This window comes from Plebeiibacterium sediminum (assembly GCF_026013605.1).
GTDB classification, from domain to species: domain Bacteria; phylum Bacteroidota; class Bacteroidia; order Bacteroidales; family Marinilabiliaceae; genus Saccharicrinis; species Saccharicrinis sediminus.
In genome coordinates this window covers 1-1,542 of sequence record NZ_JAPDPJ010000195.1, presented here as the reverse complement: position 1 = coordinate 1,542, position 1,542 = coordinate 1, and the positions used below count along the sequence as shown (strand labels likewise).

The window sequence follows — 1,542 nt, the reverse complement described above, 5'->3', positions numbered from 1 at the left end:
AATTTTTATACAACGAAGAGTTTGATCCTGGCTCAGGATGAACGCTAGCGACAGGCCTAACACATGCAAGTCGAGGGGTAACAGGGAAGCTTGCTTCCGCTGACGACCGGCGCACGGGTGCGTAACGCGTATGAAACCTGCCTTTTACAAGGGGATAGCCCAGAGAAATTTGGATTAATACCCTATAGTCTTGTTTATTCGCATGGATGAATAAGTAAAGTTTCGGCGGTAAAAGATGGTCATGCGTGACATTAGCTAGTTGGTGAGGTAACGGCTCACCAAGGCGACGATGTCTAGGGGTTCTGAGAGGAAGGTCCCCCACACTGGTACTGAGACACGGACCAGACTCCTACGGGAGGCAGCAGTGAGGAATATTGGTCAATGGCCGGAAGGCTGAACCAGCCATGTCGCGTGAAGGAAGACTGCCCTATGGGTTGTAAACTTCTTTTATACGGGAATAATGTGACCTACGTGTAGGTTTTTGAAGGTACCGTATGAATAAGCATCGGCTAACTCCGTGCCAGCAGCCGCGGTAATACGGAGGATGCGAGCGTTATCCGGATTTATTGGGTTTAAAGGGTGCGTAGGCGGACTATTAAGTCAGTGGTGAAATCTTGCAGCTCAACTGTAAAACTGCCATTGATACTGATAGTCTTGAATTTAGTTGAGGTAGGCGGAATGTGTTGTGTAGCGGTGAAATGCATAGATATAACACAGAACACCGATTGCGAAGGCAGCTTACTAAGCTATAATTGACGCTGATGCACGAAAGCGTGGGGAGCGAACAGGATTAGATACCCTGGTAGTCCACGCCGTAAACGATGATTACTCGTTGTTGGCGATACATAGTCAGCGACTGAGCGAAAGCATTAAGTAATCCACCTGGGGAGTACGTTGGCAACAATGAAACTCAAAGGAATTGACGGGGGCCCGCACAAGCGGAGGAACATGTGGTTTAATTCGATGATACGCGAGGAACCTTACCTGGACTTAAATGTAGGCTGCATAGAGTAGAGATATTCTTTTCTTCGGACTGCTTACAAGGTGCTGCATGGTTGTCGTCAGCTCGTGCCGTGAGGTGTCGGGTTAAGTCCCATAACGAGCGCAACCCCTGTTGTTAGTTACCATCACGTAAAGGTGGGGACTCTAACAAGACTGCCGGTGTAAACCGTGAGGAAGGTGGGGATGACGTCAAATCAGCACGGCCCTTACGTCCAGGGCTACACACGTGTTACAATGGTCGGTACAAAGGGCAGCTACACAGCGATGTGATGCTAATCTCTAAAACCGGTCTCAGTTCGGATCGGAGTCTGCAACTCGACTCCGTGAAGCTGGATTCGCTAGTAATCGCGTATCAGCAATGACGCGGTGAATACGTTCCCGGGCCTTGTACACACCGCCCGTCAAACCATGGAAGTCGGGGGTACCTGAAGTCTGTTACCGCAAGGAGCGGCCTAGGGTAAAACTGATAACTAGGGTTAAGTCGTAACAAGGTAGCCGTACCGGAAGGTGTGGCTGGAACACCTCCTTTCTGGAGAGAGT

General features: G+C 49.7%; 1 rRNA gene. It reads left to right on the top strand.

Annotation, left to right across the window (positions count from 1 at the left end):
- Window positions 1-9: 9 nt before the first annotated feature.
- Window positions 10-1,531, top strand: a 16S ribosomal RNA gene (locus OM075_RS25010).
- The last annotated feature ends 11 nt before the right edge of the window (window positions 1,532-1,542 follow it).